Genomic DNA, 14610 nt, shown 5'->3' with positions numbered 1-14610 from the left:
GCCCCCGGAGAAGACGGAAATGAAAATCGGTTTTATCGGTCTGGGTAACATGGGTGGCCCGATGGCCGCCAATCTCATCAAAGCAGGACACGAGGTCACAGTGTTCGACCTGAGCGCCGTCGCCGTACAAGCTGCACGTGATGCGGGCGCCCAGGTCGCGGCTTGTCCCAAGGACGCGGCTAAAGGTGCAAGGACCGTGGTCACCATGTTGCCGAACGCTGCGATTGTCCGCTCGGTGCTGACGGCAGACGATGGCGTGTTTGCTGGCTGCGACAATGGCGTGACGATTATTGATTCGTCCACCATTGATCCGCACACGTCGCGCGTCATGGCAGAAGCTGCAGAAAAGCGAGGCCTGACCTTTGTGGATGCGCCTGTTTCGGGTGGCACGGGTGGTGCGCAAGCCGGGACCCTGACGTTTATGGTCGGCGGTTCTGACGAGCAATTCGAGTCCGTGACGCCAGTCCTGAAGTGCATGGGCAAGAACATCGTGCACTGCGGTGGCGTCGGTACGGGGCAGGTCGCGAAGATCTGCAACAACCTGGTCTTGGGCATCACCATGGCGGGTACGGCTGAAGCCATGTCACTCGGTGAATCGCTGGGCATCGATCCCCAAGTGCTGGCCGGAATCATGAATACCTCGACGGGCCGTTCGTGGTCTTCCGAGACCTACAACCCCTATCCGGGCATTGTTGAAACCGCGCCTTCCACTAGGGGTTATACGGGCGGCTTCGGCACTGATCTGATGTTGAAGGACTTGGGTCTCGCCGCAGACGCTGCACGGTCGGCAAAGCAACCTGCGTATATGGGTGCCATTGCCCAGCAGCTATATCAAACGCTGTCCTCGCGCGGTTCGGGTAACCTGGACTTCTCCGCAGTTATCAATCTGTACCGTATGGGCTGATAGCTCATTGACACGGTCTCCGCTCGTGGAGACCCTGTGATCTCCTATCTGTCTGAATCTGCTTGCTCTTTATTTCCCCAATTATGATCGAACTAAGCTTTCACAACGACGGCTCCATCGCTCAATTCACGCTGGCGCGCCCCCCGGCAAACGCATGGACGCCGGAGATGCTGGCACAGATGCGCGAGTACGTCGGCCAGCTAAACGCAAATGCACGCGTTCGCGCGATCGTCGTCACGGGACAAGGACCGAAGTTTTTCTCGGCAGGCGCGGACCTGAATCAATTCGCGTCGGGTTCGAAGGAATCGGCGCTGATTGCGGCCTCGGCTTTTGGTACCGCAATGGAAGCGCTCTCGAAGGCCCGTGCTGTCGTGATTGCTGCTATCAACGGCTACGCGATGGGTGGCGGCTTGGAATGCGCTTTGTCATGCGACGTCCGTATCGCAGAACAGCATGCACAAATGGCATTGCCGGAACCAGGCGTTGGATTGCTTCCCGCTGGTTGCGGCACGCAGACCCTCCCTTGGCTGGTTGGCGAGGGCTGGGCCAAGCGCATGATTCTCACGGGCGAACGCGTGAACGCCGAAACGGCGCTGCGTATCGGTCTCGTGGAGGAGGTCGTGGAAACCGGCAAGTCGCTGGAAGCGGCGTTGGCCATGGCACAGCGCGTGATGAAGAACAGCCCGCAAGCCAACGTGTTCTGCAAGCAACTGATTCATCAAGCACGCAACGGCGTACCGCGTGCGGCCGCGCTGGCTGTCGAGCGCGAGCGTTTCGTTGACCTGTTCAGCGGTCCGGATCAGCGCGAGGGTGTCAACGCCTTCCTGGAAAAGCGCGCCCCCGAGTGGAAGTTCGAGTGGTAATCGGCCGGCAGTCAATGGAGACCGAATCTATGAAGATCCTCGTAGCAGTCAAGCGCGTCGTTGACGCCAATATCAAGGTCCGTGTGAAAACGGACCAAACAGGCATTGAACTGGCCAACGTGAAGATGGCCATCAATCCCTTCGATGAAATCGCCGTCGAAGAAGCCGTGCGACTCAAAGAAGCAGGGACGGCCACCGAAGTGGTGGTTGTCTCCGCAGGTACCGCACAGTCCCAAGAGGTGCTGCGCACGGCACTGGCAATCGGCGCTGACCGTGCGATTCTCGTCGACACCAACGAAGAGCTTCAGCCACTGGCCGTTGCCAAGCTACTGAAGGCCGTGATCGACAAGGAACAACCCCAGCTCGTGCTGCTGGGCAAGCAGGCGATTGATGACGACTCGAACCAGACGGGCCAGATGCTGGCGGCACTCGCAGGTCTCCCGCAGGCCACGTACGCGGCAAAAATCACGGTCGCCGAGGGTCGTGCTGTAGTGGCGCGCGAAGTCGATGGTGGTGAAGAAACGCTTTCGCTCTCGTTGCCTGCTGTGGTAACAACCGATCTGCGCTTGAACGAGCCGCGCTTTGTCACGCTGCCCAACATCATGAAGGCCAAGAAGAAGCCGTTGGACGTCACGAGCCCCGCTGATCTGGGTGTTGACGTGGCCCCGCGCTTGAAGACGCTGAAGGTCGCAGAACCGGCGAAACGCAGTGCTGGCCAGAAGGTCCCAGACGTTGCGGCCCTGGTCGAAAAGCTTCGTAATGAAGCCAAGGTCCTCTGAGGAAAACGAACATGACGATTCTGGTTATTGCCGAACACGACAATCAGTCGATCAAGGCGGCGACGCTGAACACGGTCGCTGCAGCACAGAAGTTTGGCGGCGACGTGCACGTGCTCGTCGCGGGCCACAACGCGCAAGCTGCTGCCGACGCCGCAGCCAAGATCGCAGGCGTTGCGAAGGTGCTCCTCGCCGACGCGCCGCAACTCGAACAGGGGCTCGCGGAAAACGTCGAAGCGACGGTTCTCGCGATTGCGAAGGACTACTCGCACATCCTCGCTCCGGCCACGGCAGCGGGCAAGAACGTCACGCCGCGTATCGCCGTGAAGCTCGACGTCGCGCAGATCAGCGACATCACCGCTGTGGTGGACGCAAGCACGTTCGAACGTCCAATTTACGCGGGCAATGCGATCGCGACGGTGCAATCCATCGATCCGATCAAGGTCATCACCGTTCGTATGACGGCGTTTGACGCTGTTGCTGCTGAAGGCGGCAGCGCTGCCGTCGAATTGCTCGATGCGGCAGCAGACAGCGGCCTTTCGCAATTCGTTGGCCGTGAAATCACGAAGCTCGACAGGCCGGAACTCACGTCCGCAAAGATCATTGTCTCCGGTGGTCGTGGACTTGGCTCAGGCGAAAACTACGCGAAAGTCATGACACCGCTGGCTGACAAGCTGGGTGCTGCTTTGGGTGCGTCTCGCGCGGCTGTGGATTCGGGGTATGTGCCGAACGACTACCAGGTTGGCCAAACCGGCAAGATCGTCGCTCCCGGTTTGTACATTGCTGTCGGTATCTCGGGCGCTATCCAGCACTTGGCCGGTATGAAAGACTCGAAGGTGATCGTAGCCGTCAACAAGGACGAAGAGGCTCCGATCTTCTCCGTCGCTGATTACGGCCTCGTCGGTGACTTGTTTACCGAAGTCCCGGCACTGGTCGCCGCACTCGGCTAAGCCACTCAAAAGAAGAGCACGTGGTGGGCTCTTCTTTCTTAGAACGCATAGGAGGGGAGCACAGCGACATGGATGATTTCTACACAGAAGAACAGCGCATGATTCGCGACGCAGCGCGCGATTTTGCAACTGAACAACTGGCCCCTAAAGCCGGGCAGTGGGATCGTGACGGACGGCTACCCGATGAGGTGGTGAGCCAGATGGGCGAACTCGGATTCTTAGGCATGGTAGTCCCGGAAGACCAAGGTGGCTCTTACACCGACTACACGGCCTATGCGTTGGCCATCGAAGAAATTGCTGTCGGTTGCGCCTCGACGGCGGCTCTGATGAGTATCCACAATTCGGTGGGTTGCGGGCCGATCCTGACGTATGGTAGCGACGAACAGAAGGCCACTTGGCTAGCAGCGCTGGCGCAAGGTACCGCCATTGGCGCGTTTTGCCTGACCGAGCCTCAGGCGGGCTCTGAAGCTCACAATCTCCGGACGCGTGCCGTGCTCAAGGATGGCCAATGGGTTATCAACGGCAGCAAGCAGTTCGTTAGCAACAGTTCGCGCGCGGCTATGGCCATCGTTTTCGCCGTCACCGATCCGGAGCTGGGCAAGAAGGGGTTGTCGGCGTTCGTCGTCCCGACCTCGACTCCTGGGTTCATCGTCGGCCACCCGGAAAAGAAAATGGGGATCAAGGCCAGTGACACGTGTCCGGTGCTGCTCGAAGACTGCACGGTACCTGAATCGGCGATGCTCGGTCGCCGGGGGGATGGTCTGAAGATCGCCTTGTCAGGTCTGGAAGGTGGTCGTATCGGTATCGCCGCACAGGCCTTGGGTATCGCGAGGGCCGCGTTCGAAGCTGCAGTGAAATACGCGAATGAACGCCAGCAGTTCGGCCAGGCAATTATCGGGCACCAATCGATGGCCAACATGCTGGCCAACATGCAAGTCGAAATCAACGCTGCACGCCATTTGGTGCACCACGCAGCGCGTCTGCGCACCTTGGGTAAGCCGTGTCTGTCAGAGGCTTCGCAAGCCAAGCTCTACGCTTCGGAAATGGCGGAGCGCGTCTGCTCGTCTGCTATCCAGATCCACGGTGGTTACGGCTACCTCAACGACTACCCGGTTGAGCGCCATTACCGGGATGCCCGGATTACGCAGATTTATGAAGGCACGAGCGAAGTCCAACGCATCGTCATCGCTCGCCAGCTCGTCAGCTAAGAACCCGCCATGAACGCAGTCATTAACGAAGCACCGGCCACCATCGAACAGTCGATTCTGTTTCGCGTTGTGAACCGTGTCGGCATCATCACGCTCAACAGGCCCAAGGCGCTGAACTCGCTGACGCACGGCATGATTCTCGAAATCGAACGCCTCCTTGAACTGGCAGCCAATAACGAAGAGATACTGGCTATCGTGTTTGAAGGCGCTGGCGTCAAGGGTTTCTGTGCTGGTGGTGACGTTCGTACGCTGTACGTCGACGCCAAGGAAGGCCGCCGCGATGGCCCGCAAGGCTGGGCGCAGTTTTTCGTCGACGAATACCGCATCGACTACGCTATCCATCGGTTCGTCAAGCCCGTCGTCGCCCTCATGGATGGCATCACGATGGGTGGCGGCATGGGTCTCGCGCAAGGCTGTGATCTGCGGGTCGCCACGACTCGCACTAAGATCGCAATGCCGGAAACTCGCATCGGACTCTTGACCGACGTTGGGGCCACGAAATTCCTGTCCAGCATGCGTGCCGACTTCGAACTCTATGTGGGTCTCACGGGTGTTCACTTGAACGGCGTGGATGCGGTCTTTTGTGGACTCGCCGACGTTTGCGTTGAGCCCGCCGCCTTCGAAGACTACGAAGAGCGCTTACAGCTCGCACAATGGGGAGAGGCCTCGGACGTCTTGGAGGTGCTGCACAACGTCTTTGCCACGAAAGCTGTACGAGGTGACAGGAGTGTTGTCGAGTCCTTCGCGCATCTTATCGGCCGTCACTTCCATTCGTCGCTGAGTATTAGCGAAATCCAGGCATCTATCGAGGGAGATCTGAAGCTCACGCATACGGAGGGAGATCGCGCATGGCTCGAAGCCGCACTCGAAGCGCTTACGCATTGCTCGCCTCTGATGTTGGCTGTTACCCGTGAGGCGCTTTTGCGTGGTCGGAATCAGACCCTGGAAGAGTGCTTTCGCATGGAGCTTGACGCTGTGTATCGCGCTATCGATGAGGGCGACTTCTGCGAAGGCGTTCGTGCACTGCTGGTTGACAAAGACAAGAATCCCACGTGGAAGCTCCACGGCCACGAAGAGGTCCGGCCCGAGCACGTCAAACATTCTCTTAGCTCTCCGTGGTCTGTAGATCAACACCCGCTGCGTGATCTAGGCACGTAATAGGGTCGCGAGCACCAATGAAAAGAGGTCTGTGCCTTATGGACAGACCTCTTTTGCTTCTTTGATTGCGGGTCGTAGGGGATACCCCAATATCTGCATTGCGACCCCCGGGAGTAGTCTTTCAAAAAGAAACCGACGCGTTGGTTTGTCATTGTCAGCGCAACGGTCTACTAATTCAGGCGCGGTATCAAGGAGACAATCGCGATGAATCGCTATCTTTCGAGTGCTATAAGACTTACCGTGGGCGCGGCACTCGTCCTCTCTGCCGCCTCGACTATGGCCGGGGCATATAAGGATCCACTCGACGTTCCCGCTCTGCAAAGCGCACGGGCTCCGATTTCGCCCATGATGGGCGTTGCTTCGGTCGGCAATCGCATCGTTGCCGTGGGCAGCCATGGCCAAGTCGTGTATTCGACGGATCGGGGGCAGCACTGGAATCAAGCCCCTATGCAGGTCAGTTCTGACCTTACGGCGGTCAAGTTCATTGACGAGAACAACGGCTGGGCAGTCGGCCACGGCGGTGTCGTTCTCCACACTGCGGACGGCGGTCAGACCTGGTCGAAGCAGCTAGACGGTCGTCAGGCCGGTGCTGCAGCCTTGAAAATTTATCAAGACAAGGCCAAAGATGAGCCGGCCATGAAGGACTACGCGGATAAAGAGAAAATCCACCAGGATGAAGGCGGCACGCTCGCACTTCTAGACGTGTACTTCAAGGACGCGAAGGAAGGATTCGTGATCGGGGCATTCAATCGGCTCTATCACACGGTGGACGGTGGTCAGACCTGGCAACCTTGGATGGATCACATCGAGAACAACGACGAACTCCATCTCTATTCGATCCACGGTCAGGGCGGCAACATCTACCTGACGGGCGAGCAGGGCACGATCTGGCATTACAACGCTGGGGCGTCCAAGTTCGAGGCCATTCACACGCCCTACAAGGGAACGCTGTTTGGTTTGGTCACCGATGGCTCCAACATGATTGCTTACGGAATGCGTGGTGCTCTATATCGGAGCACGGACAACGGTGTGAGCTGGGATCGTATCGACATCGAGAGCAATGCCGGTATTACTGGCGGTACGGTGACGCCTGACGGCCGTATCTTTATTGTGCTTCAGGACGGCACGATTCGTATGAGCGTCGATCACGGCGCGACGTTTGCCCGGATCAAGTCCAAGCAGCCTATGGCGTTTTACAGCGTCACGTCGGATGAGAATTCGAATGTGATCTTCGTCGGTTCTGACGGTGTGCGCGCGGAAACGTTCAAATAACGCGTTCTGGATTCGATTATTCTTCAAGGTTTAAAAGCGCATGGCTATTTCATCAAATGATCAGGATATGGAAGTCATATCCGATCCTAAAGACTTCAATAATAAGTCTGGGAACCTGCTCGAACGATTGATCTTCAACAACCGGATGCTGATTGTCCTGCTTTGCGTTCTGGTGACCGGTTTCTTCGGATATCAGCTTCGTCATCTCACGGTGAACGCGAGCTTCGACAAGATGCTGCCCACGCATCACCCGTATATTCAGAACTATCTGGAGAACCGCGATCAGTTGAGCGGTCTCGGTGATTCGATTCGCGTGGTGGTGGAAAATCCGAAAGGCGACATCTACAACAAGCCATTCCTTGATACGTTCGCCAAGATCAACGACGAGATCTTCCTGCTCCAGGGCGTTGACCGATCGTGGATGAAGTCGATCATGACGCCGGTCGTGCGTTGGACTGAAGTAACGGAAGAAGGCTTCGTCGGTGGCCCGGTTCTTCCGAACGACTATGACGGCTCGACCCGCACTATCGAGAACCTGCGTGTCAATGCAGCTCGTGCCGGGGTTGAAGGATCGCTGATCTCGAACGACCGTCATTCGACTCTCATCAACATCCCGCTGATGGCAGTGGATGCAGATGGTAAGAGCGTCGATTATGCGGACATCTCGAATCGTCTGGACGCGATTCGTGCGAAGTATCAAGCCGGTACGCCGGGCACGATTCCTGTCCGAATCTACATTATTGGCTTTGCCAAGATGGCAGGTGACCTGATCACGGGTCTCCACCAGGTGATGGGATTCTTCCTGGTCGCCGCAGCGGTCGCCGCAGTCATTATTTTCTGGTTCACGCGCTGCGTTCGTTCGACGGCTCTGGTTCTGACGTGCTCGACCATCGCCGTGGTCTGGCAGCTTGGTGCCGTAGCCAAGATGGGCATCGATCTCGATCCGTTCTCTATTCTGGTTCCGTTCTTGGTCTTTGCTATCGGGGTCTCCCACGGCGCACAGAAGATGAACGGCATCATGACCGACGTTGGCCGTGGCACGCACAAGTGGGTGGCCGCTCGCTACACATTCCGGCGCCTGTTCCTGCCCGGTCTCACGGCTCTTCTTGCTGACGTGGTTGGCTTCGCCGTTCTGATGGTGATCGACATTCCCGTCATCCGTGAACTGGCAATGACGGCCTCGATGGGTGTGGGCGTCCTGATCTTCACGAACCTGATTCTGCTTCCGATTCTGCTGTCGTACGTCGGTGTTTCGAAGAAGGCGGCAAAGCGTCAAGCTGATGCAGCGGGTTCGGGGGACAACGTCAAGGTCGGCGGTCTGCTGGGTTCGCTCGTTCGATTCACGGATCGCAAATGGGCAACGGGCGCAATCATGATTGCACTCATTCTGGGTGTCGCTGGTTATATTGGTGGCGAAGGACTGAAGATCGGTGACATTGATCCGGGCGCTCCGGAATTGCGTGCGGATTCGCGCTACAACAAGGATAACGCTTATATCACGTCGCATTACGGTGTTTCGTCTGACGTTCTGGCCGTTATGGTGAAGACGAAGAACGACGGCTGCGGCACTGTTCACAACCTGAACGAAATCGACCGTCTCGATTGGCAACTGGCGCAGATTGCGGGCGTGCAAAAGACGGAATCGCTGGCTGGTCAAATGCGCCAATACGTGTCCGGCTCGTATGAAGGTAATCCGAAATGGATTTCGATTGCAGACAATCAACGTGTGGAAGACGCACAGATTGGCAACGCAATTAATTGGAATTCGGAATACCTGAATCGCTTCTGTTCAATTGCACCGGTTGAAGCATTCCTTTCCGACCACAAGGCTGAAACGCTGGATCGGGTGATTGGTGTCGTTGAGAAGTTTGCAGCCGAACATACGACCCCGGATCGTCAGTTCCTACTCGCTGCCGGTAACGCAGGCGTGGAAGCAGCTACGAACATCGTGGTTAAGGAAGCGAACCGCACGATGCTGTTCTACGTGTACGGTGCCGTTATCCTGCTATGCCTGGTCACGTTCCGCTCATGGCGTGCAGTGGTGGTCGCGGTTCTGCCTCTGATCCTGACATCGTCGCTGGCTGAAGCATTGATGGTGCAGCTGGGCATCGGCGTGAAAGTGGCAACGCTGCCCGTGATCGCACTCGGTGTCGGTATCGGTGTGGACTACGCTCTGTACCTGCTGTCTGTGCAATTGGCACAACAACGTCAGGGCTACACGCTGGCACAGGCTTACGTGCGCAGTCTGGCATTCACTGGAAAGGTGATCGCGCTCGTTGGAGTGACGCTAGCTGCGGGTGTTGTGACGTGGGCATGGTCTCCGATCAAGTTTCAAGCCGACATGGGCATTCTGCTGACCTTCATGTTCGTATGGAACATGCTGGGTGCATTGATACTGATTCCGGCTTTGTCGCACTTTCTGCTCAACCGCGAGGTCAAGGGCGGTAAGAAGGAGTCGCCAAAAGAAGTTAAGACTCAAGCCAGCGACGCAGTAAAAGCGAATGCTACATATAGCTAACAACATTGATAACAGATAAGGGTAAGTCACACTGGAGTAGATAGTCGGGGTCTCCTAATATCGCCCGCCCGGTGTGACGACTCGAATATGGAGGTAGACATGGCACGTGTAGAAGGCAAGGTAGCACTGGTAACGGGTGCTGGTTCCGGACTCGGACGCGCGGATGCAATTGCACTGGCCCGTGAGAGTGCCAAGGTTGTGGTCACAGACGTCAACGAGGAAGCAGGCCGGGCTGTTGCTGCCGAAGTTGGTGGTGTATTCGTCAAGCAAGACGTACGTTCGGAAGCCGATTGGGCAGCAGCCATTGGCGCGGCGCTCAGTCTTGGCGGTCTCGACATTCTGGTGAACAACGCCGGTATCGTGATCGTTTCCGACATCGAGAACACGACGCTGGAAACCTACCGACTCATCAACGCCATTCACAACGAAGGCACGTTCCTCGGCTGCAAGTTCGCCATCGAGGCGATGAAGGAGCGTGGCGGATCGATCATCAATGTGGCATCGCAATCGGCCATCCAAGGCTTTCCGGGCGTCATCAGCTACGCAGCAGCCAAAGGCGCAGTGTCGTCCCTGACTCGCTCGGTTGCAGTTCATTGCCGCGACAAAGGCTACAAGATTCGCTGCAACTCGATTGCTCCAGGTCAAATCGAAACACCGCTACTGGAATCGGTAGTCGGAACCGGCGTGCCCAATATCGGCCACCCCGAAGACGTGGGCAATCTCGTGCTCTTCCTGGCTTCGGATGAATCGCGCCATATCAATGGCGCACAACTTGTCATCGACAACGCATCGAGCGTATTCGGAGGTCCGGTATGACCAACAAATCCATGGAAGGTAAGGTCGCTATTGTCTTCGGTGCTGCAGGTCGAGACAACATGGGCCAGGTCATCGCCCGTCGCTTTGCCAACGAGGGTGCCCGAGTCGTGGTCGCGGGCCGTCACGAAAGCGAACTCCAGCGCTTTGCCTCTGAGATCGGTGGTGTCGCGCACGTTGCAGACATCACGCGCAAGGATGATGTGACGGCGCTTTTCGAATGCGCTTCCGCATTCAGCGGGAAGGGGGCGGTGGACGTCGCAGTGAACGCCACGGGCTGGGGCCTCCTGAAGAGCCTCGAAGAAACAACCGTCGAGGAACTCGATCAAATGACGGCGTTGCAATTCAAGGGCCCTTTCTACTTCTGCCAAGCAGCCGTTACCCATATGAAGGCAAACGGCGGCTCGATCATCCAGATTTCGTCGGCCACCGCGACGATCATGCTGGAAAATCATGCCGCATATATGGGCACGAAGGCAGGTACCGATCACTTGCTGCGCACGGTCGCCAACGAGTACGGCCAATACGGCATTCGTGCGAACTCTATTTCGCCTGGTCTGACGGAAACGCCGATGACGTCGGCGGCCAAAGACATTCCCGGTATGTTCGACGCGTTTCTGTCGTGCTATCCGCTTGGCCGTATCGGAACCAAGGAAGACATCGCTGCGGCTGCCGTGTGGCTGTCGTCGGACGAATGCTTCATGACCGGCCAGAACCTGCAGGTCAACGGCGGTCTGACGTTGCGTCGCAATCCGACGAACGCCGAAATTCAGGCATCGATTGCCAAAGCAACACAAGAGTAGTCGTACAGGACAGAAGGGGACAAACAATGGATAACGTCAACAACCTTATTTCGAAGCTCGGCGACGTGATGCAATTGGCATTCGTGCCCAAAGACGTTCAAGCGGAACTGCGCTACTGGACGGAAACGATGGGCGTCGGCCCGTTCTATCTTTTGGACCATATCCAGACCATCAGGACTCTGTACCGTGGCGAGAACGCAAATATCGATTTCTCGGTATATATCGGCTATTGGGGCGACATTCAGATCGAGATCATCGAGCAGCACAACGACACGCCGTCGATCTACAAGTCGTGGCTGGACGAGAATCGTGAAGGACTGCACCACGTCTGTGTCGTTGTCGAAGACATCAAGAAGGCGCGTCAAATCTGCGTTGACGCTGGCATTCAAATCGAACAGGAAGTCGATCTAGTCGGTGGTGGCGGCGCGATCTACGTGGACGCGGGCGGTGGACAGGGGCATATGGTCGAGCTAATCCAGTTGATGCCAGAAGGCTTGGCGTACTTTGACGTCATGAAGGCCGCGGCGCGGTCGTGGGATGGTACGAATCCGATTATCAAGGCGGGCGAATAAAAGCAAATGAGTACAACGACACCGGCTTGGGCGGTATCTGGCAAATCCGAGAACAAGCGCATCAACTGCGTGTTTGTGGCCGCGGGGAAGTTCCACGACATCGACTTCGCCCGTCTGGAAATACTGAAGCTTCTCGCGGAAGACGAACGCATTCGCGTGCGCGTCTTCGAAGACTATTCGAACCTCGAAGCCATTCGGGCCGCCGACTTTCTGGTGACCTATACGTGTGACGTGGTGCCCTCGCTGGATCAGCAAGAGGCGTTGCGCGCATGGGTCGAGGGCGGTGGTCGCTGGTTTGCCCTGCATGGAACAGCATCGATTCTGCGATTCCTGTCCACGGGAGAGGTCGATTCGCCCAAGCTGGCTCCGCATTTTATGGAGACACTGGGCTCGCAGTTCATCTCTCATCCTCCCATTGGCCCCTACCTGGTTGAAGTCGCGGATTCCGAGGACCCGATGACGCAGGGGCTTGAACCCTTCGAGGTCTCTGACGAACTGTATCTGTCCGACGTTCACGCGGAACTGCATGTGCTTCTCGATACGTCGTTCGAGGGCGAAGCCACCGGATTTGCTCGGCGCGACTGGACGGCGGCCCGCCATCCGGTTTTGTATCGACGTCCGCTGGGCGAGGGCTCGGTTCTGTACTTCACGCTGGGCCACTGCCGTGGTCACTACGACATGCAACCCCTCGTGGAGTACTGGCCCGAGGTGCAAAAGTGCGCGTGGGACGTTCCGGTGTTTTATGAAATCCTGAAGCGTGGCATCGCTTGGGGTCGTGGCGATCAGGTGCAACAGGCGCGTGTCGCCTAACTAGATAGTGCTCAAGGAGAGGAAGAAAATGGATTTGGGTCTGAAGGGTAAAAAGGTCATCATAAATGGCGGTTCGCGTGGCATCGGCAAGGCCGCACTCGAACTGTTCGCCGCCGAAGGATGCGATGTCGCCTTCATTTCGCGCAATCAAGATCGCGTTCAAACCACGGTTGCTGAACTCAAGGCGTTCGGCGGAAAGGTCATCGGCAAGGCGCTCGATATGAACGATCTCGATGCGTACACAGCGTGGCTGAAGGACGCTGCCGCTGAACTCGGCGGCTGCGACATCTTCATTCACAACGCATCGTCGTCGGGCTCGTCTTCCACTGGCGGGACGATGGATTGGGATCTGACCTACAAGCTCGATATGAAGGCTGCAGTGCTTAGCTGCGAAGCACTACACGAGCAATTGAAGGCTTCGGGCGTCGGCTCGGTCATTCTGATGTCAAGTACGGCTGCAGTCGAGACTTTCATCTATCCGCAAGCTTTCAATGCGATCAAGGCCGCGATCCTCACGTACGCCAAACAATTGTCGCAACTGTGGGCGGCGGATGACATTCGCGTGAACACGGTCTCCCCTGGTCCGACTGAATATCCGGGCGGCAACTGGGAAGCAATCAAAGAAGCTATGCCCGAACTCTACGCCCAACACAGGGCCATGTGCCCCACGGGTCGTTTCGGCACGCTGGAGGAAGTTGCTAAGTCCATCGTGTTCCTCGCGAGCCCTGCATCGTCCTACACGTCGGGAACGAATCTCGTGATCGACGGCGGCTACACGAAGCGCGTCCAGTTCTAATCGCTGAACTCCGTCCAGGGCAATTGCAATGAAGCTCTACAGTTCCGTTGGTCCGAACCCGCGTCTGGTTCGTATGTTTGCCGCCGAAAAGGGCATCGATCTTGATGTCCAGAACATCGACATCTATGCCGGCGATAATCGTTTGCCACCATTTCTGTCCAAGAATGTGACGGGTACTACCCCAGTACTCGAACTACCTGACGGTCAAACCATCGCAGAAACTATTGCGATTTGCGTATACCTCGAGACGGCATTCCCTGATACGACACGCCTTCTGGGCAACAATCCGGAGGAATCGGCTCAAGCCATGATGTGGTGGCGTCGAGTCGATCTTCAGCTCGTGCAGCCGATGACGACTGGATTCCGCGGCGCCGAGGGTCACGATATGTTCCGGGATCGTGTGCGGTGTTTCCCCACGGTGGCCAACGCCTACAAAAAGATGGCCCAGGAAGGTCTCGAATGGTTCAACACGCAGTTGGCTGATGCTCGGCAATTCATTGCAGGGTCGCAGTTGACGGTTGCGGATCTGCTGCTGTACTGCTTTATTGAATTCGGAGCCCTCGTTGGGCAGGGGCCCGCACCTGAGTTGCAACATCTTGCTAACTGGCGAGATCGCATTTCAGAGCGTGAGAGCGCGTCTATTCCCTGGCTCAAAGTCTAAAGCGCCTCGAATACATTAATCAAGAAATGGAGGAGATAATGTTCGACATCAAAGTTCACCACGACTTCAAGTTCCCGAAGGAAACGATCTTCGCGCTGCTCGCCGACTTCGGTAACATCGAAGGCTGGTGGCCCACGAACCATCCCGAGCACGCGATCGAAAAGGTCATCAACGAAGGTTCGGGCATGGGCATGACCCGTCATATCTACAACGTCGGTTTCCCGAACCCGATCAGCGAGCGTCTTGACTGGATCGATCCGGAGCGCTTCGAGTACAAGCTGTCGGTGACTCACAAGCAACCGGTCGATATGATCGAGTACAGCGCGGTCGCACGCTTCGAAGATATCGAAGGCGGTTGCCGCATGCACTACCACTCGAACTTCCTCACGTCGTCGGGCAAGCCCGATGAATCGGACGCGTTCTTGCGCGGTGCCTACCTGTTCATGTTCGAAGGCCTCGAACAAGCTGCAACACGTGTTACCGCAGCGAAAGCCGCGTAAGTCTGA

At 57.1% G+C, this 14610-nt stretch carries 15 protein-coding genes; all 15 read left to right on the top strand.

Annotated features, from left to right (window positions below):
• Positions 1-19: 19 nt before the first annotated feature.
• The 15 genes from mmsB to AB3X86_RS07560 all read left to right on the top strand — a co-directional run bounded on the left by mmsB (position 20) and on the right by AB3X86_RS07560 (position 14604).
• A complete protein-coding gene (gene mmsB / locus AB3X86_RS07630; RefSeq protein ID WP_368595498.1) occupies positions 20-904 on the top strand; it encodes a 3-hydroxyisobutyrate dehydrogenase in 885 nt (294 codons plus the stop codon).
• An 83-nt stretch (positions 905-987) separates the two neighbouring features.
• A complete protein-coding gene (locus tag AB3X86_RS07625; RefSeq protein ID WP_368595848.1) occupies positions 988-1767 on the top strand; it encodes an enoyl-CoA hydratase in 780 nt (259 codons plus the stop codon).
• A 29-nt stretch (positions 1768-1796) separates the two neighbouring features.
• On the top strand, positions 1797-2546 hold the full coding sequence (locus AB3X86_RS07620) for an electron transfer flavoprotein subunit beta/FixA family protein (protein ID WP_368595497.1): 750 nt from the start codon (positions 1797-1799) through the stop codon (positions 2544-2546).
• An 11-nt stretch (positions 2547-2557) separates the two neighbouring features.
• The gene (locus AB3X86_RS07615) at positions 2558-3493 is read left to right on the top strand and encodes an electron transfer flavoprotein subunit alpha/FixB family protein (RefSeq protein ID WP_368595496.1); all 936 of its coding nucleotides are present in this window, start codon (positions 2558-2560) and stop codon (positions 3491-3493) included.
• Between the two features lie 68 nt (positions 3494-3561).
• Positions 3562-4701, top strand: a complete 1140-nt coding sequence (locus AB3X86_RS07610) for an acyl-CoA dehydrogenase family protein (RefSeq protein WP_368595495.1) — start codon at positions 3562-3564, stop codon at positions 4699-4701.
• Positions 4702-4710: 9 nt separating this feature from the next.
• Positions 4711-5859 carry an enoyl-CoA hydratase/isomerase family protein gene (locus AB3X86_RS07605; RefSeq protein ID WP_368595494.1) on the top strand — a complete coding sequence of 383 codons (1149 nt, stop codon included), beginning with the start codon at positions 4711-4713 and terminating at the stop codon, positions 5857-5859.
• A 204-nt stretch (positions 5860-6063) separates the two neighbouring features.
• Complete coding sequence (locus tag AB3X86_RS07600) at positions 6064-7131, top strand: WD40/YVTN/BNR-like repeat-containing protein (RefSeq protein ID WP_368595493.1); 1068 nt, start codon at positions 6064-6066, stop codon at positions 7129-7131.
• Positions 7132-7171: 40 nt separating this feature from the next.
• Positions 7172-9649, top strand: a complete 2478-nt coding sequence (locus tag AB3X86_RS07595) for an RND family transporter (RefSeq protein ID WP_368595492.1) — start codon at positions 7172-7174, stop codon at positions 9647-9649.
• Positions 9650-9748: 99 nt separating this feature from the next.
• Entirely contained in the window at positions 9749-10465 is a 717-nt protein-coding gene (locus AB3X86_RS07590) for an SDR family oxidoreductase (RefSeq protein ID WP_368595491.1), read from the top strand.
• Positions 10462-11265 (top strand): SDR family NAD(P)-dependent oxidoreductase, encoded by an 804-nt coding sequence (locus AB3X86_RS07585; protein ID WP_368595490.1) that lies wholly within the window; start codon positions 10462-10464, stop codon positions 11263-11265. Before AB3X86_RS07590 ends, AB3X86_RS07585 begins: the two co-directional genes overlap by 4 nt.
• A 26-nt stretch (positions 11266-11291) precedes the next feature.
• Positions 11292-11837, top strand: coding sequence for a VOC family protein (locus AB3X86_RS07580; RefSeq protein WP_368595489.1), 546 nt, complete (start codon positions 11292-11294; stop codon positions 11835-11837).
• A 6-nt stretch (positions 11838-11843) separates the two neighbouring features.
• Positions 11844-12647, top strand: coding sequence for a ThuA domain-containing protein (locus AB3X86_RS07575; RefSeq protein WP_368595488.1), 804 nt, complete (start codon positions 11844-11846; stop codon positions 12645-12647).
• Between the two features lie 28 nt (positions 12648-12675).
• Positions 12676-13443 carry an SDR family NAD(P)-dependent oxidoreductase gene (locus tag AB3X86_RS07570; RefSeq protein ID WP_368595487.1) on the top strand — a complete coding sequence of 256 codons (768 nt, stop codon included), beginning with the start codon at positions 12676-12678 and terminating at the stop codon, positions 13441-13443.
• A 28-nt stretch (positions 13444-13471) separates the two neighbouring features.
• Positions 13472-14104 (top strand): glutathione S-transferase family protein, encoded by a 633-nt coding sequence (locus AB3X86_RS07565; protein ID WP_368595486.1) that lies wholly within the window; start codon positions 13472-13474, stop codon positions 14102-14104.
• A gap of 38 nt (positions 14105-14142) precedes the next feature.
• Positions 14143-14604: an SRPBCC family protein gene (locus tag AB3X86_RS07560; protein WP_368595485.1), complete on the top strand. Its 462-nt coding sequence runs from the start codon at positions 14143-14145 to the stop codon at positions 14602-14604.
• The last annotated feature ends 6 nt before the right edge of the window (positions 14605-14610 follow it).

Source organism: Paraburkholderia sp. BR14374 (assembly GCF_040948685.1).
GTDB lineage: Bacteria > Pseudomonadota > Gammaproteobacteria > Burkholderiales > Burkholderiaceae > Paraburkholderia > Paraburkholderia youngii.
The sequence above is the reverse complement of the archived record's forward strand: the minus strand, read 5'-3'. Positions and strand labels throughout refer to the sequence as shown.

What these genes read in the sequence shown, in the direction of transcription:
- mmsB (WP_368595498.1), top strand. Translation starts at nt 20, where the DNA reads ATGAAAATCGGTTTTATCGGTCTGGGTAACATGGGTGGCCCGATGGCC.
- AB3X86_RS07625 (WP_368595848.1), top strand. Translation starts at nt 988, where the DNA reads ATGATCGAACTAAGCTTTCACAACGACGGCTCCATCGCTCAATTCACG.
- AB3X86_RS07620 (WP_368595497.1), top strand. Translation starts at nt 1,797, where the DNA reads ATGAAGATCCTCGTAGCAGTCAAGCGCGTCGTTGACGCCAATATCAAG.
- AB3X86_RS07615 (WP_368595496.1), top strand. Translation starts at nt 2,558, where the DNA reads ATGACGATTCTGGTTATTGCCGAACACGACAATCAGTCGATCAAGGCG.
- AB3X86_RS07610 (WP_368595495.1), top strand. Translation starts at nt 3,562, where the DNA reads ATGGATGATTTCTACACAGAAGAACAGCGCATGATTCGCGACGCAGCG.
- AB3X86_RS07605 (WP_368595494.1), top strand. Translation starts at nt 4,711, where the DNA reads ATGAACGCAGTCATTAACGAAGCACCGGCCACCATCGAACAGTCGATT.
- AB3X86_RS07600 (WP_368595493.1), top strand. Translation starts at nt 6,064, where the DNA reads ATGAATCGCTATCTTTCGAGTGCTATAAGACTTACCGTGGGCGCGGCA.
- AB3X86_RS07595 (WP_368595492.1), top strand. Translation starts at nt 7,172, where the DNA reads ATGGCTATTTCATCAAATGATCAGGATATGGAAGTCATATCCGATCCT.
- AB3X86_RS07590 (WP_368595491.1), top strand. Translation starts at nt 9,749, where the DNA reads ATGGCACGTGTAGAAGGCAAGGTAGCACTGGTAACGGGTGCTGGTTCC.
- AB3X86_RS07585 (WP_368595490.1), top strand. Translation starts at nt 10,462, where the DNA reads ATGACCAACAAATCCATGGAAGGTAAGGTCGCTATTGTCTTCGGTGCT.
- AB3X86_RS07580 (WP_368595489.1), top strand. Translation starts at nt 11,292, where the DNA reads ATGGATAACGTCAACAACCTTATTTCGAAGCTCGGCGACGTGATGCAA.
- AB3X86_RS07575 (WP_368595488.1), top strand. Translation starts at nt 11,844, where the DNA reads ATGAGTACAACGACACCGGCTTGGGCGGTATCTGGCAAATCCGAGAAC.
- AB3X86_RS07570 (WP_368595487.1), top strand. Translation starts at nt 12,676, where the DNA reads ATGGATTTGGGTCTGAAGGGTAAAAAGGTCATCATAAATGGCGGTTCG.
- AB3X86_RS07565 (WP_368595486.1), top strand. Translation starts at nt 13,472, where the DNA reads ATGAAGCTCTACAGTTCCGTTGGTCCGAACCCGCGTCTGGTTCGTATG.
- AB3X86_RS07560 (WP_368595485.1), top strand. Translation starts at nt 14,143, where the DNA reads ATGTTCGACATCAAAGTTCACCACGACTTCAAGTTCCCGAAGGAAACG.